Genomic DNA, 21,032 nt, shown 5'->3' with positions numbered 1-21,032 from the left:
CGGCGTCGATCAACTCCAGACGGGGAGGTGGCGGTGTCCGAGCGACCCGGACACCGCCACCTCCCCGGCATGGCGCGGGTCAGGGTCAGGTGCGCGGCCGGACGATCTCCACGGTGGCGCCACCGGGCACCCCGCCGAGTGCCTCGAAGCCGCTCGGCTCCCGCCGGGTGGCGTCGAACTGGCGCATCAGCCGGGCGCCCAGCCCGACGCCCACCGCGCCGACGGCCAGGGCGACCATCTCGGTGGCCAGCAGCACGCCGGTGGCGCCCCGCTGCGGGGCGTCGGCCCGGATCAGGCAGGTCAGCAGGAACAGCGCGGCCATGCCGGCGTTGACCATGTTGAAGGTGACCATGGTGCGACGGCCCCGGCCGGGACGGACGTCCCAGAGGTCCACCATGCCCGCCACCGTGGCGAGCGCGGCGGCGACCAGGGCGGCGACCGCCGTCCAGTAGCCCACCTCGCCGAGGAAGGCCGGCCCCCCGGCCACGTCGGCCAGGTCGAACACCGTCGCGCTGACGAACAGCCCGAACGGGAATGTCACCAGCATCGGTTGGATGGGGTGTCCCTGCACCCGCAGGCGGCTCTCCATCGGTTCCTCCCCAGGATCGGACAGCTCACGAGTCCAGGGTGCTACCCGGCCGCCACCTGGGCGAAACGACGCGCTCAGCCCTCCCGGGGCCGGGAGACCGTGGCGACCAGCCGCTCGGCCACCTCGCGCAGCGGGATGTCGAGCGAGGACGCCGCGCTGCGCAGCACGTCGAGGGCCTCCGGCGCCGGGCAGCCGCGCTGGGTCATGATCACACCGACCGCCTGCCCGACGACGCCCTCGCCGAGCAGCGAGCCGTCCAGCTCACCGGCCTGCGCGGCCTGCCTCGCCCGGTCCCGGACGGCGGCCAGCAGGAGCCCGGCGTGCTCGGCGAGGAGCATCGCGGTGAGCTGGTGCCGGGTGGCGAGTGCGCCCGCCGCGCCGGCGTACAGGTTGATCGCGCCGATCACCTGCTCGTCCACGTCGACCGGGGCGGAGATCACCCCGCGCACGCCCAGGCCCCGGGCCCGGACCGTCCAGCCCGGCCAGCGGTCGTCGGTGTCCAGGTCCTCCGCGATGGTCATCTCGCGCCGCCGGATCGCGCACATCGCCGGCGAGTCCGGGCCGTGCCGCAGGTCGTCCAGCTCCGCCAGGCCCGGATCGGAGGCGGCCACCCCGGCCGGCTCGCCGGCCCGCAGGGCGGTGAAGCCGCACCAGGTGACCTCCGGTACGGCGTCCCGGGCGATCCGGACCAGCTGGGCCAGGGCCTCGTCGAAGTCGTCGACCGCGATCAGCCCGGCGGTCAGTTCCCGCAGCAGGGCGGCGGTCTCCAGCACACCGAGGGTGTCGATCTTCGGCTCCCGCGTATCCAGGTTCACCGGTCCACTGCCCCCGCGCACCATCCGACGCGAGCCACCGGGCGCCGTTGCCTGTGTCATCGTTCTGATCTCTCCCCCGAGTCATGAGCCCCGGCCTACTACCCTCGCAAACCGGGATCGAAACCGCGTAAAGGGGGTCCCTGCCGGACGCGGACGCGCTGGCAGGGACCCCGCGGGGCGCTCAGCGGGCGGCGGAGAGCCGACGGCCGACCGAGGCGATGAGCCGGTCCAGCTCGGAGCCGAACGGGTTGTCGTGCACGAGGTAGGTCCAGGTGGCGCTGGGCCGGACCAGCTTCGCGGCGTCCGGCTCCCAGTCCTCGTCGAACTCGGTCTCGGTGAAGGTGGCGATGGTCCGCGTCTCGATCTCCGGGACCAGGTTGGTGAACGCCGGGACCGCGGAGCGGTGGAACTCGTCCAGCGGGTCGAGGCGGCCCAGCGCCCGCAGGTGCACGCCCTCCCGCACCTCCGACAGCTCCGCCAGGTGCTCGGCCCAGAGCCGGTCGAGGTGGAAGAGGGCGATCGAGCGGGCCACCCGGGCCAGCAGATCCTCGTCCATCTCGCCGGCCTTCTCCGGCACCCGGTCGAGCAGCATCAGCGCGGCCACGTCGCTGGTGAGCAGCCGTTCCCGCCGCTCGGCCAGGGCCTTGCGCTGCTGCTCGATCACCACGCTGTAGCGCCAGGTGTTGCGGTGGATCTCGTGGTTGACCCCCTCGGCGACCCGCTGGGCGTGCTCCACGGCGTAGTCGACCTGCTCGTCGGTGACCAGGCCGTCGGCGTTCATCCGCGGCGAGGCCGGGACGGTGTCGCCGGCGTGCCGGACGACCAGGTCGTCCTCCAGGCTGACGCAGAAGACCGACCCACCCGGGTCGCCCTGCCGGCCGGCCCGACCGCGGAGCTGGTCGTCGACCCGCCGGCTGTCGTGCCGGCCGCTGCCGATCACGTAGAGGCCGCCCAGCTCGGCGACCCGCTCCCGGTCGGCCTGGTCGCTGCCGCCGAGCCGGATGTCGACACCCCGGCCGGCCATCTGGGTGGAGACGGTCACCGCGCCGTACGCGCCGGCCTCGGCGATGATCGCCGCCTCCTCGTCGTCGTTCTTGGCGTTGAGCACCACGCAGGGCACCCCGGCGGCGTTCAGCCCGGCGGCCAGCCCCTCGGACTCCTTGACGTCCAGGGTGCCCACCAGCACCGGCCGGCCGGCGTCGTGACAGCGCTTGATCTCGTCGATCAGCGCCTCCTCCTTCTCCGCCCGGGTCGCGTAGATCCGGTCCGGCTCGTCCTCCCGGACGCACGGCGTGTTCGGCGGGATCACCGCCACCTCGAGGCCGAAGAACTCGCGCAGCTGGTCGCCGACCAGCACCGCGGTCGCGGTCATCCCGCAGACGACCGGGTAGAGGGCGATGTACGCCTGCACGGCGATGGTGCCGAGCACCTCCCCCTCGGCGGTGGCGTCCAGGCCCTCCTTCGCCTCGACCGCCGCCTGCAGGCCGTCCGGCCAGCGGCGGCGCTGGGCCACCCGGCCGCGCATCTCGTCGATCAGCTCCACCGAGTCGTCCCGGACGATGTAGTCCACGTCGCGGCGCAGCAGGGCGTACGCGTGCAGCGCCACGTTCACCGCGGAGAGCTGCCCGACGTGCTCGGTGTCGTACAGGTCGATGTCGCCGAGCTTGGCCTCGATCGTGGCCAGGCCGGCGGCGGTGAACGCGACGCTGCGGCCGTCCTCGGCGACGATGTAGTGCTTGCCCTTGCGCAGCCCGCGCACCAGCGCCGCGGCGGCGTGCACCGGGTCCTGCTCGCCGGCGACCGCGCCGGCGAGGACCATCGGCACCCGGGCCTCGTCGATCAGGATGGAGTCCGCCTCGTCGACGATCGCCGTCTTCAGCGGCGGCTGGACCCGGTCGGCGAGGTCGGTGACGAGCTGGTCGCGGAGGAAGTCGAAGCCGGCCTCGCTGACCGCCACGTAGGTGACGTCGCAGGCGTACGCCGCCCGCCGCTCCTCGGGGGTGGACGCCTCGTTGACCCAGCCCACGGTGAGCCCGAGCAGCCGGTAGACCGGCGCCATCCACTCGGCGTCCCGGCGGGCCAGGTAGTCGTTGACGGTGAGCACGTGTACCGGCCCGTTGCCCAGCCTGACGTGCCCGTAAGCGGCGATGGTGGCGGTGAGCGTCTTGCCCTCACCGGTGGCCATCTCGGCGACCTTGCGGGAGAGCAGCGACATCGCGCCGAGCAGCTGCACGTCGTACGGCCGCTGGTCCAGCCCGCGCCGGGCGGCCTCGCGGCCGATCGCGCAGATCTCCTCGTATCCGGAGGCAGCGGCGGCGGCCTCGGTGAGCTCGGCGTCGTCGAGCGCCTGCAGCTCCTCCTCGCGCGCGGCGATCCGCGGCAGCAGCTTCTCCAGCGGAGCCAGGTCGACCGTCGTCCCCGGGCGCTGGAGGAATCGCCGGACCCTGCTCTTCAACCGTTGCGACACACCCATGAGCGGCAACGGTACGCGAACCGGCCGGGCCATCGCTGCCCGGCTCGTCCCGGGCGTCCCGGGTGTCTTCGCCGTCGGCTTTCCGGGCAGGTCAGGGGCGCCTTGCCGGGCAGATCAGGGGTGTCGGGCCCGGTCAGCTGACGAGCAGCTGGTGGGCGGCCAGCTCGCGGTAGAGCGGACTGGTGACGGTCAATTCGTCGTGGGTGCCGACGGCGACCACCCGGCCGGCGTCGAGCACCACGATCTGGTCGGCGTCGACGACCGTGGCGAGCCGGTGGGCCACGATCAGCAGGGTCCGCCGGACGGCCGCCGCGTCGATGGCCCGGCGCAGCGCCGCCTCGTTGCGCGCGTCGAGGTTGCTGGTCGGCTCGTCGAGCAGCAGCACCGGCGGGCCGGCGAGCAGGGCCCGGGCGATCGCCAGCCGCTGCCGCTCGCCACCGGAGAGCAGCACCCCGCCCTCGCCGACCTGCACGTCCAGCCCGTCGGCCGTCCGCTCGGCCAGGTGCGTGAGGTTGACGTCGTCGAGGGCGGCGAGCAGCGCGGCGTCGGTCGCGGAGGGGGCGCCGATCAGCAGGTTCTGCCGCAGCGTGCCGGCCAGCACGGGGGCCTCCTGCTCGACGTAGCCGAGCCGGGCCCGCAGCGCGTCGCGGGGCAGCTGCCGCACGTCGACGCCGTCCAGCCGCAGCGACCCGGCGGTCACCTCGTAGAAGCGTTCCACCAGCGCGAGCAGCGTCGACTTGCCGGCGCCGGAGGGCCCGACCAGCGCGGTGCGGGTGCCCGCCGGCACGGTGAAGCTCACCTCGTGCAGCACCGCGGGGCCGCCCGGGTAGCCGAAGCCGACCCGGTCGAACTCGATCACCGCGGGGCGGCCGGCCGGTGGGGCCGCCGCCGGCTCCGTGCGGTCCCCGGCCGCCTCCACGGGTACGTCGAACATCTCCTCGATCCGCTGCAACGCGCCGAGCCCGGTCTGCAGCTGGGTGTACGCGTGCACCGCCTGGCCGAGCGGCAGGACCAGGAAGAACAGGAACATCACGAAGGCCACCAGGTCGCCGACGCTGATCGCCCCGGCCGCCACCCGGGCCCCACCCACGCCGAGGACCAGCAGGAACGCACCCTGGATGGTGACCGTGCTGGCCGGGCCGACGAAGGCCTGCACCCGGGCCACCCGCAGCCCGGCCGCGTACGCCGCCTCGGCGCTGGCGGAGACCGCGTCCGCCTCGCGGCCCTCGGCGCGGGCGGCCCGGATGGTCCGGGCCCCGGAGATGGCCCGCTCCACGGCCGAGGTCATCTCGCCGATGCGTTCCTGGGCGGCGCGGGACAGCCCGCGCACCCGGCGGGCGAAGGTGACGGCGAAGCCGATGCCGGCGGCCACCCCGAGCAGGGTCACCCCGAACAGCACCCGATCGAGCAGGGCCATCGCGGTGGCGGCGCCGACCACCATCACCGCCCCGGTGACGGTCTCGAAGAGCCCGGAGGTGACCACCGCGCGCAGCAGGGTGGTGTCCGAGCCGACCCGGGAGAGCAGGTCGCCGGTGCGACGGCGGTCGTACTCGGCGATCGACAGCCGCAGCAGGTGCCCGGCCAGCCGCCGGCGGGTGCCCAGCACGAGGCCCTCGGCGGTGCGTTGCAGCAGGTAGTCGCGGAGCCCGCCGAGGGCGGCCCCGAGCAACACCAGGCCCACCAGCACCGTGACCAGGGCGGCCACCGGCCGGGACGCGGTCAGCCCGTCGAGCACCTCCCGGGTGAGCAGCGGCTGGGCCAGGGACGCACCCGCCCCGGCCAGCGACAACGCGCCCACCACGGCCAGGGTGCCGCGGTGGGCGCGCAGGTACGGCAGCAGGGCGGCGAGGCCACCCGGTCGGGCGGCGTCGGTCGTCATGGGCAAACCGTAGCCGCCGTCGCCCAGCCCCCACGCCGCCCGTCGGACTCAGGCGGTGAGCACCACCTGGAGCTCCGAGCGGCGTCGCTCGGCCAGGTCGGTGAGCAGCGCCGGGGCCTCCTCGAACGGGACGACCGCCGAGACCAGGTGCTTGCGGATCAGGTCCCCGTACTGCCGCAGCAGTTCGATGGTCTCGGCGGAGAGCCGCTCCCGGTCCCAGGTCGGGGCGAGCCCGCGCGGGACCCGGCCGATCTGGGCGCAGCGCAGCGACAGCCCGTTGTGGTGGAACTCCTCGCCGAACCGGACGGCGTTCGCGCCGTCCTGGTAGAAGGCCAGGTCGATCACGGTGCCCTGGGGGCGCAGCAGGCGCAGCGCCAGCTGCATCGCCCAGGCCTGGCCCCGGCACTGGAACACCACGTCGGCGCCCCGGTCCCCGGCGGCGTGGTTCCACCGGGTCTTGAGCACCACGGCCGGGTCGTCGGCCTCCGGGTCGAGGGTCTCCAGGCCGAGCGCCTCGGCGACCTGCCGCCGCTGCGGCGTCGGGTCGAGCACCACCACCGAGGCGGCGCCGTGCCGCTTGGCGAACAGGGCGGTGAGCAGGGCGACCACGCCGCTGCCGACCACCGCGACCCGGCGCCCGCGCACCCCGTCGCCGAGTGAGCGCACGTCGGTGCCGCACACGTCGGCGGCGGCGTGCAGCACGCCGTTGGCACAGATCGGCCCCATGTGCGCGACGTAGACGCCGAGCAGCGGGTCGATGTCCTCGGGCAGCGGGACGAAGCGCTCGGCGACCGGGTCGGCGACGTAGCCGGTGCGGTGGCCGTAGGTCATCGCACCGACCGTGCCGACCGCGATCGCCGGGGTCCGGCTCTCCACCACCCGGCCGACCTGCATGTACCCCAGCCGGGTCACCGGGTACGGCGTGCTCGCCGCACCGGGCTGGAACAGGCCGAGGTCCGAGTTCCAGGTGACGTTGACGTACGGGTTGGTGCCCTTGACGAAGCTCAGCTCGGTGCCGGCGGAGACCCCGCTGTAGAGGGTCTCCACCCGGAAGGTGCCCTCGCGCAGTTCGGCGGCGTCCTGCTCGACCAGCTCGACCCGGCCCGGCCCGCTGACCACCACGACCTTGTCACGCATCGACGCTCACCCCCGCCGTGGCCAGCGGCGCGGCGGCCGGCCCGGTGGGCAGCGTCACGCTGCGGCCGGTCCGCGCCGACTCCGCGACGGCGAGCGCGAGCCGCTGGGTGCGCAGCGCCTCGGCGTACGGCACCCGGACGTCGTCACCGACGCCGGTGACCGCGTCGATGAAGGCCCGGTCGACGGCGACCCGGGCGCCGTCCGGATCGGACCCCACCCGGCGCTCCCCGTCGGCGTCGCGGATCACCAGGCCGTCCTCGGCCAGCGACAGCGCCAGCCCGTCGGCGAGGATCTCCAGCCCGGCCCGGTGCTTCCAGTTCAGCACGCAGGCCGCGGCGAGGGTGCCCACCGCCCCACCGGCGAAGCGCAGCGTGGCCGCGGTCACCGAGTCGATGTCCGCCCCGTCCACCGGCGGCGGGGTGCCGTTGCCGTACGCGGTCACCTCGGTCGCCTCACCGACCAGCGCGCGGACCAGGTCCAGCACGTGCGCGGCCTGCTCGACCACCGGGCCGCCGGAGCGGTCCCGCACCGCCCACCAGGCCACCGGCGGGACCTTGTCCAGCCACGACCCGTTGACCATCCGCACCGGGCGGTCGGCGAGCAGCTCGCGGGCCTGCTCCACCACATGCAGGTACCGCCAGTGGTGCCCGACCGCGGTGAGCAGCTGCTTCTCCTCGACCAGCGCGGCGATCCGCTCGGCGGTGTCCAGGTCGACCGCGATCGGCTTCTCCACGAACATCGGCACCCCGGCGGCGATCACCAACTCCTCGACCGGGCCGTGGGCGAACGGTGGCACGCAGACGTACACCGCGTCCGGCCCGGCCGCGAGCAGCTCGTCGATGTCGACGAAGGCCTGCCCACCGTGCGCGCCGGCCAGCTCCGCCGCCGCGTCCCGGGCCACGTCGGTCACCCCGAGCAGTTCCACGTCCTCGAATCCGCTCAACACGCGGGCGTGGCGTTGCGCCACCCCGCCGGCCCCTACCAGTCCCACCCGGCACGTGCGCATTCCACCGACCCTCTCGACGCTGTTGCTACTAGCCGGGACAGGACTCCCCTGGACGACGGAAGACGAAACCCCACCAGGTGCGCAATCAGACGTTCACCTGCCGGGAACCGTCCGGTGTGACCTCCCTGATCAAGCTGTTAGGCATGATCCGGTTAGCGCGAGGGCGGAGATGGGAAAACCAACTCCGCGTTTTCCGCCATGATCTGGGGGTGTGCCCGTGCGGGATACAGAATCAATCGTCTCACCCGTCGTGGAGGCTTGGGCCACGTACCGGACGACCTCGGCCAGGGATTGGCCGGCTCGTCGGCTCATGCAGGCCAAGGGTGACAGCCGGGTCAGTGTGGTGCTGCCCGCCCGGAACGAGGAGGCCACCGTCGGCGCGATCGTGTCGACGATCCGTCAACACCTGATGGACCGGGTCGCCCTGGTCGACGAGCTCATCGTGGTCGACTCCCGGTCGACCGACCGCACCGCCCAGGTGGCCCGGGCGGCCGGCGCCGAGGTGGTCAGCCAGGACGCGATGACCCGGGGGCTGCCCCGACTGACCGGCAAGGGCGACGCGCTCTGGGCAGGTCTCGCCGCCGCCGAGGGCGACGTCGTCGCGTTCGTCGACGCCGACCTGCGGGAGTTCCGGCCGCACTTCGTGACCGGCCTGATCGGACCGCTGCTGACCGATCCGTCGGTCGACTTCGTCAAGGGCTTCTACCACCGGCCGCTGGTCGGCGCGACCAGCGTCGAGGCCGACGGCGGCGGGCGGGTGACGGAGCTGATGGCCCGGCCGCTGCTGAACCTCTTCTGGCCGGAGCTGGCCGGTTTCGTGCAGCCGCTCGCCGGTGAGTACGCCGGCCGCCGCGAGGTGCTCGAGCAGGTGCCGTTCGTCTCCGGCTACGGCGTCGAGACGGCGATGCTGATCGACCTGCTGGAGCTGGTCGGCCTGGACGCGCTCGCCCAGGTGGACCTCGGCGAGCGCAAGCACCGCCACCAGGACACCGAGGCGCTGGGCCGGATGTCCGCGCAGATCATGCACACCGCCTGGTCCCGGTTGCAGCGGCGCGGCTGGGCCAGCCCGGGCACCATGCCGGCGACCATGCTGACCCAGTTCCGCCGGGGCGGCTCGGACGCGCTGCCCAATCTGGACCGGGAGATCGTGGTCAACGACGTCTCGGTGGAGGAGCGTCCGCCGCTGGCGCAGCTGCGGGACCGGGTGCCGCGCCGGCGGGTGGCGGCGTGAGGATCCGGTCGAGCCGACCGGTGCCGGACGGCCGGCCGTACCGGACGGTCGGTGGCGGAGCGCGGACGGCCGACGGGGGCCCCGCCGAGGGAAGGAAATCACGATGAGTCTCACCGTCCTGATGAACGCCGGACCGTGGTTGTCCGTGCCGCCCCCCGGCTACGGCGGGATCGAGAACGTCATCGCCACCCTGGTGCCGGAGCTGCGCCGCCTCGGCGTACGCGTGGTGCTCGCCTCGGTCGAGAGCAGCACCCTGCCGGTGGACGAGAAGTTCTCGGTCTTCCCCGACGGGCAGTTCCACGCCCTCCAGCGGCCCTACAACCAGGTCTGCGGCGTCTCCCAGGCCCACCTCAACGCGGTGGTCCGGCAGCTGCACACCCGGGACGACATCGACCTGGTGCACGACCACGTGGAGGCGGTCGGGCTGGCCACCATGGCGGCGATGGGCCCGGACGCCCCGCCGGCGCTGCACACCCTGCACTGGGACCTGGCCAAGCACCCGGAGTTCTACGGCAACCTGGACGCGGGCGACCGGGTCCGGGTCAACGGCGTCTCCGCCTCGCAGCTGGCCCGCGCCCCGCAGGCGCTGCGGGACCACTCGGTCGGGCACGTGCACCTGTCCACCCCGCTCGCGGTCGGGGCGGACCGCGCCCCCCGGGCGGAGAAGGGCGACTACACGATCATCCTGGGCCGGATCAACCCGGGTAAGGGGCAGGACGTCGGCGCCCGGCTGGCGCAGCGGGTGGGGGTGCCGCTGGTGCTCGCCGGCCCGGTCGGGCCGTACCACCGGCCGGAGGACCTGGCCGCGGCCGGTGACGAGGCCCGGCAGAACCCGGACGTCCGGTTCTTCTACGACGAGGTGGCCCCGCACGTCGACGGCGACCTGGTCCGCTGGGTCGGCACGGTGGCCGGGCAGGAGCGCGACGACCTGCTGGCCGGGGCGAAGGCCTCGCTCTTCCCGCTGCGCTGGGAGGAGCCGGGTGGCACCGCGGTGGTGGAGTCGCTCGCCCTGGGCACCCCGGTGGTGGCCACCGCCCGTGGCTGCATGCCCGAGCTGATCGAGCACGGCCGCACCGGCCTGCTCACCACCGACGAGGAGGAGCTGGCCGACCTGCTGCTGGCCGCCAGCCTGCTCGACCCGGACGAGTGCCGGCGGGAGGCCGCCCTGCGGTTCACCCCGGCGGTGATGGCCGAGAAGTACGTCGCGCTCTACGAGCGGGTCCGGCAGGGCGCCGGCGTACGCCAGCTCCAGGCCGTCTGAGACGGCGGTTGTCTCCACCCAGGCCCGGGCCCGTACGGTCCGGGCCCGGGTTTGTCCGTTCGGGAGCAGGGAATGCGGCGGCCCGACGGAGGGGAGCCCGCGCATGGCCGGTCCGATGGCCCACTCCCGGGCCCGGCGCAATCCCGCGGACGGCCGGGCCCCGGTACGCCGGGCCGCGTCCACCGTCGGCGTGGTGTTCCTGCTCGTCGGCGTCCTCGGCTTCGTCCCCGGGATCACCAGCGACTACGCCGACCTGCGGCTGGCCGGGCACCAGTCCGGCGCCGAGCTGTTCGGGGTGTTCCAGGTGTCCGTGCTGCACAACGCGGTGCACCTGGCCTTCGGGGCGGCCGGTCTCGCGCTCGCCCGGACCGTCGCCGGGGCCCGCGCCTACCTGGTCGGCGGCGGCGCGGTCTATCTGGTGCTGTGGCTCTACGGGCTGGTCGTCGACGAGCGCACCGGGGCCAACTTCATCCCGGTCAACGACGCGGACGACTGGCTGCACCTGGCGCTGGGGCTGGGCATGATCGGTCTCGGACTCGTCACCCGGCGTGACGGAGATCGCCCCTGACCAGGGCGGAGTATCCGGTCGGTCCGGTTTCACCCGGCGGAGCCGCGGGTAGTGCGGGAGTCTGCGAGCACGCGAGCGGAATCGAGGGGCCGATGGCGAGCCGGATCAGCTGCGAGGTGTGCGACGAGTCCCCGGTGACCGTCGTGCGCCTGTCCGGCGCGCTCGACCTCGGCACGATGCGCTCGGTGCACACCGTGCTCGACCGCTGCCTGACCAGCCAGCCCGACGCGCTCGTGGTCGACCTCGCTGACGTCAGGGTCGCCGACCGGCTGGCCCTGTCCGTCTTCGTCGCCGCGGCCCGGCGGGCCGCCGAGTGGCCGGCCGTGCCCGTGGTGCTCTGCTCACCGCCGTCCGAGGCCGCCGCCTGGCTCGCCGAGTCCACCGCCTGCCGGGTGGTGCCGGTGCACCCCGACTGCGCCGAGGCGACCCGGCTGGCCGGAGCGGCCGCGCCGCGACTGCGCGCCCGGCTGGAGCCGGTGGCGAGCGCCTGCCGCAAGGCACGGGAGCTGGTCGGGGACGCTTGCGGCCGGTGGAACGTGCCGGAGCTGGCCGGCCCGGCGTCGCTGGTGCTCAGCGAGCTGGTCGGCAACGTGGTCCGGCACGCGCACACGCCGATGCAGGTCACGCTGACGCTGCGCCGGCCGTACCTGCACGTGGCGGTCACCGACGGCAGCCGGACCGCCGCCCGCGCGGCCGGCCCCGACCTGCGCGCCGAGGGCGGTCGGGGCCTGCTGCTGGTCCGGGAGATGGCCCAGCGCTGGGGCAGCGCGCCGCTCGTCGACGGCAAGGTCGTCTGGGCCCTCGTCCAGGCGAATTGACCGAAATTATCACTCTCGCCTGGTTACATGGGCGGAGGGGCGGGTAGTCGCGCCCGTCCTTTCTGTCGTCACGACGGGGTGAGAGCCATGCCCAGACGGGTAACCACCGAGCCCGCACGAGACCGTGGGCCGGCGATCCTGGCGCCGGCACGGTTCGGCGGCTTCCCCGGCCCGCTCCGCCCGGCACTGCCGGGCAACAAGCTGCTCAAGCTGCTCGGCACCACCGACGCCAAGCTGATCGGCCTGCTCTACCTGGTGACCTCGTTCGTCTTCTTCCTGATCGGCGGCGTGCTGGCCCTGCTGCTGCGAGCCGAGCTCGCCCGACCGGGGATGCAGTTCCTCTCCCCGGAGCAGTACAACCAGGCGTTCACCATGCACGGCACGATCATGCTGCTGCTCTTCGCCACCCCGCTGGTGTTCGCCTTCGGCAACTACATCGTCCCGTTGCAGATCGGCGCCCCGGACGTCTCGTTCCCCCGGCTGAACGCCCTCGCCTACTGGCTCTACCTGTTCGGCGGCTCGATCGTGGTGGGCGGGTTCGTCGTCCCGGGCGGGGCGGCCGACTTCGGCTGGTTCGCGTACACCCCGTTGAGCCTGTCCCAGCACAGCCCGGGCGTCGGCGGAAACATGTGGATCGTCGGGCTGGCCCTCTCCGGCCTCGGCACGATCCTCGGCGCGGTCAACATGATCACCACAATCGTCACCCTGCGCGCCCCCGGGATGACCATGTTCCGGATGCCGATCTTCACCTGGAACCTGCTGCTGACGAGTGTGCTGGTGATCCTGGTCTTCCCGCTGCTGGCCGCCGCGCTCTTCGCCCTCGCCTCGGACCGGATCCTGCATTCACACGTCTTCGACCCGAGCACCGGCGGGATGATGCTGTGGCAGCATCTGTTCTGGTTCTTCGGCCATCCCGAGGTCTACATCGTGGCGCTGCCGTTCTTCGGCATCATCTCCGAGATCATCCCGGTGTTCGCCCGCAAGCCGATCTTCGGCTACACCGGTATTGTGCTCGCCACCATCGCGATCACCATCCTGTCGATGACCGTCTGGGCGCACCACATGTTCGGCACCGGCCAGGTGCTGCTGCCGTTCTTCAGCATCGTGAGCTACTTCATCGCGGTGCCGACCGGGGTGAAGTTCTTCAACTGGATCGGCACCATGTGGAAGGGGCAGCTCACCTTCGAGACGCCGATGCTGTTCGCCATCGGATTCCTGACCACCTTCCTGCTGGGCGGCCTGACCGGGGTGCTGCTGGCCAGCCCGCCGGCGGACTTCCACACCACCGACACCTACTTCGTGGTGGCACACTTCCACTACGTGCTCTTCGGCACGATCGTCTTCGCCGCGTTCGGCGGGGTCTACTTCTGGTTCCCGAAGATGACCGGGCGGCTGCTCGACGAACGCCTGGGCAAGGCGCACTTCTGGACCATGTTCGTCGGCTTCCACATGACCTTCCTGGTGCAGCACTGGCTGGGCAACGAGGGCATGCCCCGGCGGTACGCCGACTATCTGCCCACCGACGGGTTCACCACCTTGAACGCGATCTCCAGCATCGGGTCGTTCATCCTGGGGGCGTCGACGCTGTTCTTCATCTACAACGTCTGGAAGTCCTGGCGGTACGGCGCGATGGTCAATGTGGACGACCCGTGGGGTTTCGGCAACTCCCTGGAGTGGGCCACCACCTGCCCGCCCCCGCTGCGCAATTTCGACCGGATGCCGCGGATCCGCTCCGAGCGCCCCGCCTTCGACGCCAAGTACGGCCCGCTCGTCGCCGACCTCGGCCGGGACCTGCCGCAGCGCACCACCCTTCCGCCGCAGGAGTTCCGCGAGGAGATGCACCACGAGCGGCACCTGCCGGAGTCGCCGGCGGCCGAGGGCGCGCACGGCGCCCGGGAGGCGGTGGCCTACCAGCCGGCGCCGCAGTCCGGCGCCCGGCCGGTGGAGGTGCCGGAGCCCGAGCAGGTCCGCCGGCCCGCCTTCGAGGAGACCGACGCGCCGGAGGCCGCGCCGGAGGCCGCCGAACGGCGCCCCCGGGAGAACCAGCGGTGGCGGCACCCGCACGGCAAGGACGACACCGAGGAGCACTGACCCACGACCGTACGGGAGGGTCGGCACCGTTCGCGGGTGCCGGTCCTCCCCCGTGCGTGCCGTCGGGTCCGGGCGCCCCACCCGCCGTCGGCGTCGACCCGGTCCCCGGCGACGACCTGTCCGTCCACTGCGAACCCGATGCGTGATCCGCCGACGGCACCAGGTTCATACGCTCCGCGACCGGTCCGCGCCGGGCGGACCCGGACGCGCGGGACCCCGGCACGGCCGGGCCGTACCGGGGTCGGTGTAGGTGACTCAGGCGTCGGCTGTCGCGGGCAGCCCGGCGGCGGTGAGCGAGCGGCGTACCGCCGGCTGGACCCGGGTCAGCCGCAGCGGCACCCCGGTGCGGGCGGCCGCGTCCCGGCCGGCCATCAGCGCGGCGATCCCGCCGGCGTCGACGCCGCCGGCGCCGTCCAGGTCGACCACCACCTCACGGGGCTGGCCGGTGACCGCCTCCAGCATCACCCGGCGCAGCTGGTCGGCGCCGTCCCGGTCGATCTCGCCGCCGACCTCCACCACCACCCGGTCGCCGGTGCGTTTCAACGCGATCCGGTTGCGCCCGGTCTCCGACTCGGGGGCGCCGTTCTGCCAGGGCGGCGGCGCGTCAGCGAGCATCGCCTGGCGCAGCCAGGTCAACGCCCGGGACAGCAGCCGGGAGACGTGCATCTGGGAGATGCCGAACCGGGCGGCGATCTCCGCCTGCGTCTGGTTGCCGTAGAAGCGCATGGCCAGGATGCGCCGCTCCCGCCAGGGCAGCCGGTGCAGCAGCCCGCTGACGGTCACCCGGTCGTCGACCGATTCCAGCGCGTTGTCCGACTCGCCGACCAGGTCGCCGAACTCGGCCGAGCTCTCCCCGCCGACCGGCGCGTTGAGCGAGGCCGGGCTGTACCCGGCGGCCGACTCCAGCGCGGCCAGGATCTCCTCCTGCGGGGTCTCCAGCCGCTCGGCCAGCTCGGCCACGGTCGGCGCCCGGGACAGCTCGCTGGTCAGCGCCGCGGTGGCCTGCCCGACCTCCAGGATCAGGTCCCGCAGCCGGCGCGGTACGTGCACCCCCCAGGTACGGTCCCGGAAGTGCCGCTTGATCTCACCGACGATGGTGATCGCCGCGTACGCGGTGAACGAGCCGCGCTCGGGGTCGTACCGGTCGACGGCGTTGACCAGGCCGAGCCGGGCCACCTGCTCCAGGTCCTCCAGCGGCTCGCCCCGGCCCCGGTATCGGCGGGCCAGCCGGCCGGCGAAGGGCAGGGCGAACCGGACCAGGTCGTCCCGCGCCTCCTGCCGCCGCTCGGGTGGCAGGCCCTCGATCCGCGCGGCGTAGGCCAGCGCGGCCGCGTCGAGGTCCTCCAGGCCGCGATCAGTCGGCGGTGGTGGTGTGGTTGTGGTGGTCTGTCCGAACATCCGCGCCTCCCTCAGGAAGGTCCCCCGCCCGGAATCGGAGCCGGTCGTGCGCGTGGTCGGGCCACGCACCGGGCCGGAAGTTGGGTCACGTCACGCGCCGGTGTCACCGGACGCGCGGGAGCGACGACAATGCGCTGCGCACCGTGTTCGGGCCGTCGCAGCGAGCGGTTTTCCCGCTCCCCAGGTACTCAATCACGGGACCCCGGGTTCGCGAGGATGTTTCGGCCTGCTCGGTCCGCCAGGCCGGCGCCGGTGCGCCCGGCGTCCGGTTCCGGCCGGTTCTCAGAACACGGCCAGGCCCAGCGGGGCGCCGCCGTCGCGCAGTCCGGCCAGGGCGTCGTCAACCGCCAGCGGCGGCGGGACCGGCAGGTCGTACGGCTGGCCGCGGAGCACCTCGGTGGCCCGCCGGGTCGGCACCGACGCCACCGGGTAGCCCCGGGCGGCGGTCCGGTCCAGCGCCCGGCGTCGCCGGCCGAACGCCGCGACCGCCAGCCACTGCGGCAGCCCGGCCAGGGCCGGCGAGCGCATCCCGGGCGACTCCGGAAGCACGTCCACCGAGCTGAACGGCTCGCTGCCGGCGAGCCACCACTCCACCCCCTCGACGCTGCGCCGGGTCGCGTTCTCGCACCAGTACGGCACCATCCCCGCCCGTACCACCTGCCACGGGTCGAGCAGCCGGCCGCATTCGACCACCAACCGGTCACCGGTCTTGCCGGCCGCCCGCAGCCACCGCCGGTACAGGTCGGCGGTCGCCGCGCTCAGCGCCGCCGGCTGCGGGAAGAGGACCTGGTGCAGGGCGTGTCGGCGCCGCTGCGCCCACTGCCGGACGCCGACCTCGAAGCCCACCTCCACCCCTTGCTCGGCGTGCTCGCGCGCGGCGGAGACCTCGGGCGGCTCCCACCGCGCGCCGTCCCCGCCGGCGGAACGGAGCACCTGGCGCAGCGCGTGCGAGTCGGGGTGGAAGTCCACCGGCTCCAGCCCGCTGGACGGGCAGCCGAGCTGGAAGCTGTGCCCCCGCCCCTCGTCCTGCACCGGCCAGGTCCGGGCGTCCCGGACCAGCAGCAGCGGGGCGTTCGGCTCCAGCCGGTCGGCCAGGAACCGCGCGTACGCCAGGGGCAGGGCCTGCCAGCGGGCCGTCAACGACACCGTCGTGCCGGCCAGCGCACCCCGGCTGGCCGGGCAGTGCACCTGACGGACGTGCAGGTCGGGGTTGCCGGCGAGCAGCCGGGCGGCGAGCGCGGCGCCGTGGTCGAGGGCGGCCCGGGGCTGGTCCACGGCACCCCGGGTCCAGTGCACGGTCATCTCGAAGGCGGCGGGCAGCCACGGTACGCCGAGCGCCACGGCCAGGTGCACCGCCGCGGCATGCGGCGAGCCCAGCACCACCCCGGCGTAGCGGCGGCGGGGATACTGGTCGACGATCCAGCGGCCCACCCGCTCGGCGTCCACCTCGGCGGTCTGGGCCGGGGTGAGCGCCACCCGTCCGGCGGCGCGGGCCGCCGCGGCGCGGCGCACCGACTCGGGCGCGGGGGTGAACCGGGACAGCGGCATGGCCTGGCCCAGGTCGGCGCAGTCGACTCCGCGCAGGGCGCGGGCCGCGGCCGCCACCAGCACCCGCGCCGTGCTGCCCACCGCGACCACCCGGTCGCCGGCCAGCCCGGCGCCCTCGGCCGTCAGCCCCTCCTGCACCTTGGGCACCGGCCCCACCTTGCCTCGTTCGCTCACCACGCGGGTCGGCTTCCCGTCCCTCTGGGGTCTAAACGGGGCATCCACCACCGGGCGGGACCAATCCGCAGGCCGGTGGCGGTACACCGGTCCAGGGTCGGCGGGGGTGTCACCGCCCAACCGCGGCCGGGTGTTTCGGCCGGGCCGCCACGGGCACTTCCGGGCACGTCGGCGCTCAAGCCGTTTCGCGACGGCACCCACAAGGCGGTGAAGGTCCGCGCCAGCACCGACCGGGAGCACAGACCCACGCTTTCGGCCGCCTTCCCGGCGCCGGGACCACGACTCAGACGGCGACCGGGACCGGGGACGCCGCCGGGCGCAGCGAGGAGCGGCCGGCGGCCCAACTGTCCAGCAGGTGGGTGGCGAAGAGCCGGTCCACCGCCAGCGCGGCGGCCGCGCCGAACAGCACGTTCCCGGGCGAGCGCCGGCTCGGCGCGGACCAGCACGGGCCGCTAAACGAGGTCCTCCGCCTCGACGACCGTACGGGCGGCCAACGCCCGGTCCCGAACCCGCCGGGCGGCGTCGCCGTCGGCGAAGATCCCCCGTAGGTCGGCCAGGGCCGGCTCCGGCGGACGCAGCGGCACCGCCGGGTCCACCACGGCTTCCAGCACGCACGGCCGGTCGGCGGCGAGCGCCTCGTCCCAGGCCGCGCCGACCAGCTCGGGCCGGTCGACCCGGACGCCGTGCAGGCCGAGCAGGCGGGCCCAGCCGGCGTACGGCACATCCGGCCGCCGGTCGGCGACGCTGGTGACCGCTCGGCCGCCGCCCATGCCGGACTGGTCCCGGTTGTTGAGCACCAGCACCACCAGTCGCGGGTCGGTCCACTCTCGCCAGCGGTGCGCCACCGTGATCAGCTCGGCCAGGCCGTTGAGCTGCATCGCGCCGTCCCCGAGCAGCGCGACCACCGGCTCGTCCGGGCGGGCCAGCTTGGCGGCCACGGCGTACGGCAGGGCGCAGCCCATCGAGCCGAGGGTGCCGCAGAGCTGGGCGTTCACCCCCGGGGGCAGCTCCAGGTGGCGGGCGTACCAGTAGATCACCGACCCCACGTCGACGGCCACCGAGCCGGCGCGGAACAGCCGGGGCGAGAGCTCGTGCAGCACCAGCTGCGGGTTGACCGGCTCGGCCGGCCCGGCCGCCCGGTTGGTGGCGTCCTGGCGCCACCGGTCCACCGACCCCTCCACGGTGGCCCGCCAGTCCCGGTTGGGGTGTTCGGCCACCCGGGTGAGCAGGGCCCGCAGCGTCTCGGCGGCGCCGCCGACCAGCGGTACGTCCACCGGGTAGCGGGTGCCGATCCGCCGCCCGTCGATGTCCACCTGCACGGTGCGGGTCTGGCCCGGCATCGGGAAGTAGTCCGTCCACGGGTCGTTGGTGCCGACCAGCAGCAGGGTGTCGGCGCCGCCCATCAGCTGCGCGGCGGCCGTGGTGCCGACCTCGCCGAGCACGCCGGTGTGGAAGGGCAGCCGCTCGTCGAGCACCGGCTTGCCGAGCAGCGAGGTGGCCACCCCGGCGCCGAGTCGGTCGGCGAGCGCGACGATGTCGTCCTCCGCGCCCCGGGCACCCTGCCCGACCAGGATCGCCACCCGCTGCCCGACGGTGAGCAGCGACGCTGCGGCGTCCAGGTCGGCGTCGTGCGGCAGCACCCGGGCCAGCCGAAGAGCCGCCTCAGCCCGATCTCCTCGTGCGCCCCGCCCAGCGGGCCGGTGATGTCCTCCCCGACGATCGCCACCACCGGCTTGCTGTCCAGCTTGGCGTCGTACAGGCCGTTGAGCAGGTGCACCGCGCTCGGCCCCTGGGTGGCCAGGCAGACGCCGATCCCACCGGTGAACTTGGCGTGCCCGGTGGCCATGAAGGCGGCCGTCTCCTCGTGCCGCGCCGGCACGAACTCCGGGTCGCCGCCGGCGCCGTCCAGCGCCTCGACCACCGGGGCGATCGCCTCGCCCGGGTAGCCGAAGACGCGCGGCACCCGCCAGGCGCGCAGCCGGTCCACCACCAGGTCGGCGACGGCGCGATCAGCCATTGCCACGCCCGGGTGTGGCCGCGTCGGCGTAGCGCAGCACCGCGCCGACGCCGTCGGCCAGGTCGGGCGCCTCGTCCGGCCCGAGGACGGTCAGCTCGGCGTTCGTGCCGACCAGCGCCCGGGCCAGTGCCGCGTCGGCGCGTACCCGCTGCGGGTCGCGGACCGCGACCAGCTGGCCGGGGTCGGTGGCGATGTCGGTGGGCTCGGGGCCGATCCAGAGCTGCCCGGTCGCCGACGGGTCGTCCACGATGAGCATGGTGTCGACCTGGTTGCGCTGCAGGGCGGCGACGACGGCGTCCAGTCCGGCGCCGACGTCCTCCTGCATGCCGAAGCGGTCCAGGGCCGCGGTGATGTGCTGGTCGGCGACCTCGGCGATGGTCTGCACGGTGAGGTCGTCCATCGCCATCGGGTCGGCGCCGCGGGCACGGGAGCCCGCGTCGGTGCGGACCACCACGTCCTGCCAGCGTTCCGGCAGCTGGGCGGCGATCATGCCGGTGGCCCGGATGTCGCCGGCCACCACCACGACGTCGGCGCCGACCCGGTCGGCCAGCTCGGCGGTGGCCGCCGCGGCGTCACCGGCGTTGTGGTGCCACGCCTCCATGGCGGCGCGCTGGTAGCGGGACTGCGACCAGCCGCCCGGTTTGACCTGGCGCAGCTGGTAGCTCTCCCTGCCGACGACGTGGGCCTTGCGGGGCACCCCGCCGGCGCTGACCGCCACCGCGTCGGCGCCGATCCGGTCCGCCAGCACCCGGACCCAGGCGACCTGCTCGCCGCGCTGGGCGAGCAGCGGCATCACGTGCGGCAACGGGTTCCAGGCGGCCAGGTCGCGCAGTGGCGGGGCGGAGAGGTACTCCGACAGCACCACCCGGCCCCGGGTGGCGAAGGCGGCCAACCCGTAGTCGCCCGCCATCGGGTCGTGGCCCCGGACCACCCGGTCCAGCGCGGCGATGCTCGGCTCGTCCGCGCCGTCGGCGGCGAGCTGCTCGGACAGGGCCCGCCAGCGCAGGTCCATTGCCGGACGCGAGTCGTGGGTGTCTCTCGAAGCGTCCAGGTAGACCGAGCACCACGGCCCGGGACGGTTGTAGAGCGGGCGCAGGAAGGACAGGCGCATGCTCGACCCCTTTCCAGCTCGGCCGCTCGCTTACCCGCGCCATCGGGGATGTCACCTCGCGGCCGGGACGGGCGTGACCCCGGTTCATTCACGCCGTTCGGGCAGGCGCACCGATACCTTCGGTGAACGTCATCTGATCCTCGGTGGTGATCATGGAAAACGACCTCCGTACCCGCGTCGGACGTCGGAGGGGATCCTCACCGGGCGGGTGGTCCGGCTGATGGAGGGCTACCCCCGGGAGATCAAGGTCGGCCAGCCGGTGCTGGTGGCGGTGGTGACCGCGGCGAGCGTGGTGGGGCTGTTGATCGTCAACCTGACCACCGGGCAGCTGCTCCGGCCGCGTACCCCACGGTCTGGTCGCACCTCGGGCCGCCGCTGCTGCTCCAGGCGGCGCTCGGCGCACTGCAGGTGGCCGGCCTCGCCGCCTGCTCGGTGCTCACCGGCTGAGGGTTTCCGATCCCGCGCGGGCACCGGAGGGCCATGTTCCCCGGCTTCACGCTGACCGAGATCGATGTCAACCCGGTCCGGGTGCGGGTCCGGGCCGCCCGTGGTGCTGCTGCCCGGGCAGTCAGCGGGCGGGCGTCAGCGGGCGGGCCGGCTCGGGGGCGGTGCGCAGCATGCCCCGGCGCTGGGCCCAGCGCTCGAAGACCAGGGTGGCGAACGGCGGCACGGAGCAGGCCAGCGCGACCACGGTCACCGGCAGGCTCCACCGGTGGGTCCGGGCCATGACCAGCACCAGCAGGCCATACGCGACGAAGAGCCCGCCGTGGACCGGCCCGAAGATCTTCACGCCGATCTCGTTCGCCGGTGGGCCGTACTTGATCGCCATGCCGACCAGCAGGGCCAGCCAGGAGCACGCCTCGGCGATCGCCGCCGCCACGAACAACCGGGTCGTCTTCTCGCGCATCGCGCCATG

The 21,032-nt window shown here is 74.1% G+C and carries 16 protein-coding genes and 2 pseudogenes; 6 read left to right on the top strand and 12 right to left on the bottom strand.

What is annotated here, in order from left to right; all coding sequences use genetic code 11:
• Nucleotides 1–85 precede the first annotated feature (85 nt).
• From ACLQ2U_RS16050 to ACLQ2U_RS16025, 6 genes are all read right to left on the bottom strand, one after another.
• Nucleotides 86–589 (bottom strand): DUF2231 domain-containing protein, encoded by a 504-nt coding sequence (locus tag ACLQ2U_RS16050; RefSeq protein WP_425751446.1) that lies wholly within the window; start codon nucleotides 587–589, stop codon nucleotides 86–88.
• A gap of 74 nt (nucleotides 590–663) precedes the next feature.
• Nucleotides 664–1,404 carry an ANTAR domain-containing protein gene (locus ACLQ2U_RS16045; RefSeq protein ID WP_425751445.1) on the bottom strand — a complete coding sequence of 247 codons (741 nt, stop codon included), beginning with the start codon at nucleotides 1,402–1,404 and terminating at the stop codon, nucleotides 664–666.
• A gap of 181 nt (nucleotides 1,405–1,585) precedes the next feature.
• Nucleotides 1,586–3,877 (bottom strand): accessory Sec system translocase SecA2, encoded by a 2,292-nt coding sequence (secA2, locus tag ACLQ2U_RS16040; protein WP_425751444.1) that lies wholly within the window; start codon nucleotides 3,875–3,877, stop codon nucleotides 1,586–1,588.
• A 133-nt stretch (nucleotides 3,878–4,010) separates the two neighbouring features.
• Nucleotides 4,011–5,756 carry an ABC transporter ATP-binding protein gene (locus tag ACLQ2U_RS16035; RefSeq protein ID WP_425751443.1) on the bottom strand — a complete coding sequence of 582 codons (1,746 nt, stop codon included), beginning with the start codon at nucleotides 5,754–5,756 and terminating at the stop codon, nucleotides 4,011–4,013.
• Nucleotides 5,757–5,804: 48 nt separating this feature from the next.
• Complete coding sequence (locus tag ACLQ2U_RS16030; RefSeq protein ID WP_425751442.1) at nucleotides 5,805–6,893, bottom strand: zinc-dependent alcohol dehydrogenase; 1,089 nt, start codon at nucleotides 6,891–6,893, stop codon at nucleotides 5,805–5,807.
• Nucleotides 6,886–7,899, bottom strand: coding sequence for a Gfo/Idh/MocA family protein (locus ACLQ2U_RS16025; RefSeq protein WP_425751441.1), 1,014 nt, complete (start codon nucleotides 7,897–7,899; stop codon nucleotides 6,886–6,888). The genes ACLQ2U_RS16030 and ACLQ2U_RS16025 overlap by 8 nt, the downstream gene beginning before the upstream one ends.
• Before the next feature lie 250 nt (nucleotides 7,900–8,149).
• Between ACLQ2U_RS16025 and ACLQ2U_RS16020 the strand changes: the two genes are divergently transcribed.
• The 5 genes from ACLQ2U_RS16020 (at nucleotide 8,150) to ctaD (ending at nucleotide 13,868) form a co-directional block, all read left to right on the top strand.
• Nucleotides 8,150–9,130 carry a glucosyl-3-phosphoglycerate synthase gene (locus ACLQ2U_RS16020; protein WP_425751440.1) on the top strand — a complete coding sequence of 327 codons (981 nt, stop codon included), beginning with the start codon at nucleotides 8,150–8,152 and terminating at the stop codon, nucleotides 9,128–9,130.
• Between the two features lie 103 nt (nucleotides 9,131–9,233).
• Nucleotides 9,234–10,391 (top strand): glycosyltransferase, encoded by a 1,158-nt coding sequence (locus ACLQ2U_RS16015; RefSeq protein WP_425751439.1) that lies wholly within the window; start codon nucleotides 9,234–9,236, stop codon nucleotides 10,389–10,391.
• Nucleotides 10,392–10,494: 103 nt separating this feature from the next.
• Nucleotides 10,495–10,959: a DUF4383 domain-containing protein gene (locus ACLQ2U_RS16010; RefSeq protein ID WP_425751438.1), complete on the top strand. Its 465-nt coding sequence runs from the start codon at nucleotides 10,495–10,497 to the stop codon at nucleotides 10,957–10,959.
• A gap of 92 nt (nucleotides 10,960–11,051) precedes the next feature.
• A complete protein-coding gene (locus tag ACLQ2U_RS16005) occupies nucleotides 11,052–11,777 on the top strand; it encodes an ATP-binding protein (protein WP_425751437.1) in 726 nt (241 codons plus the stop codon).
• A gap of 87 nt (nucleotides 11,778–11,864) precedes the next feature.
• The gene (ctaD, locus tag ACLQ2U_RS16000; RefSeq protein WP_425751436.1) at nucleotides 11,865–13,868 is read left to right on the top strand and encodes a cytochrome c oxidase subunit I; all 2,004 of its coding nucleotides are present in this window, start codon (nucleotides 11,865–11,867) and stop codon (nucleotides 13,866–13,868) included.
• 255 nt (nucleotides 13,869–14,123) lie between these two features.
• Here ctaD and ACLQ2U_RS15995 read toward each other — a convergent pair whose 3' ends face one another.
• The 5 genes and pseudogenes from ACLQ2U_RS15995 to ACLQ2U_RS15975 all read right to left on the bottom strand — a co-directional run bounded on the left by ACLQ2U_RS15995 (nucleotide 14,124) and on the right by ACLQ2U_RS15975 (nucleotide 20,116).
• Nucleotides 14,124–15,266, bottom strand: a complete 1,143-nt coding sequence (locus tag ACLQ2U_RS15995) for a SigB/SigF/SigG family RNA polymerase sigma factor (RefSeq protein WP_425751435.1) — start codon at nucleotides 15,264–15,266, stop codon at nucleotides 14,124–14,126.
• Nucleotides 15,267–15,548: 282 nt separating this feature from the next.
• Nucleotides 15,549–16,952 carry a hypothetical protein gene (locus tag ACLQ2U_RS15990; protein ID WP_425751645.1) on the bottom strand — a complete coding sequence of 468 codons (1,404 nt, stop codon included), beginning with the start codon at nucleotides 16,950–16,952 and terminating at the stop codon, nucleotides 15,549–15,551.
• Between the two features lie 319 nt (nucleotides 16,953–17,271).
• Complete coding sequence (locus ACLQ2U_RS15985; protein ID WP_425751434.1) at nucleotides 17,272–17,397, bottom strand: hypothetical protein; 126 nt, start codon at nucleotides 17,395–17,397, stop codon at nucleotides 17,272–17,274.
• A 43-nt stretch (nucleotides 17,398–17,440) separates the two neighbouring features.
• Nucleotides 17,441–19,005: pseudogene (locus ACLQ2U_RS15980) on the bottom strand (thiamine pyrophosphate-binding protein).
• Nucleotides 18,998–20,116 (bottom strand): Vms1/Ankzf1 family peptidyl-tRNA hydrolase, encoded by a 1,119-nt coding sequence (locus ACLQ2U_RS15975; RefSeq protein ID WP_425751433.1) that lies wholly within the window; start codon nucleotides 20,114–20,116, stop codon nucleotides 18,998–19,000. The pseudogene ACLQ2U_RS15980 and the gene ACLQ2U_RS15975 overlap by 8 nt, the downstream one beginning before the upstream one ends.
• 136 nt (nucleotides 20,117–20,252) lie before the next feature.
• On the opposite strand from ACLQ2U_RS15975, the pseudogene ACLQ2U_RS15970 reads away from it, so the two are divergent.
• Nucleotides 20,253–20,563: pseudogene (locus ACLQ2U_RS15970) on the top strand (hypothetical protein).
• Between the two features lie 121 nt (nucleotides 20,564–20,684).
• Here the strand turns inward: ACLQ2U_RS15970 and ACLQ2U_RS15965 are convergent.
• A complete protein-coding gene (locus ACLQ2U_RS15965) occupies nucleotides 20,685–21,023 on the bottom strand; it encodes a DUF3817 domain-containing protein (protein ID WP_425751432.1) in 339 nt (112 codons plus the stop codon).
• Nucleotides 21,024–21,032: the final 9 nt, after the last annotated feature.

It is taken from the genome of Micromonospora sp. DT47 (genome assembly GCF_049844475.1).
In the GTDB taxonomy this organism is placed as follows: Bacteria; Actinomycetota; Actinomycetes; order Mycobacteriales; family Micromonosporaceae; genus Micromonospora.
Note: the sequence above shows the minus strand (reverse complement) of the source record. Positions and strands in the feature narration are given on the sequence as shown.